This is a genomic window from Idiomarina sp. Sol25, assembly GCF_033052775.1.
Classification (GTDB): Bacteria; Pseudomonadota; Gammaproteobacteria; order Enterobacterales; family Alteromonadaceae; genus Idiomarina.
In genome coordinates, this window is record NZ_JAUPEW010000087.1 from 1 (window position 1) to 290 (window position 290).

Sequence of the window (290 nt, forward strand, 5' to 3'; positions counted from 1 at the left end):
GGTCCAATGAACCGATACCGCAGATGTTATGTGCAGCACGAAATCCAACCTTGTCCTTCGTCGCAACGGCAATGACAGTATCTCCGGCAGCGATCATGGCTGCCTTGGTCAAAGCCTCGTCATAGTACGGTGTAGTCAGACCATGTTCCGCGTCGATGCCGTGAATTCCAGTGAAGCAAATATCGGCATGGATGCGTCCGACAGCATCCAGTACGGCGGAACCCACGGTCATTTGACTGCGCGGGTCAAAAACTCCGCCAAGCAGAATGATCTCAGCGCTTCGATGTTCG

At 53.8% G+C, this 290-nt stretch carries 1 pseudogene; it reads right to left on the reverse strand.

Features of this window, described 5'->3' with window-relative positions:
- Positions 1–271, reverse strand: a pseudogene (locus Q5L94_RS14275) (hypothetical protein); the annotation flags it as partial.
- Between the last annotated feature and the right edge of the window lie 19 nt (positions 272–290).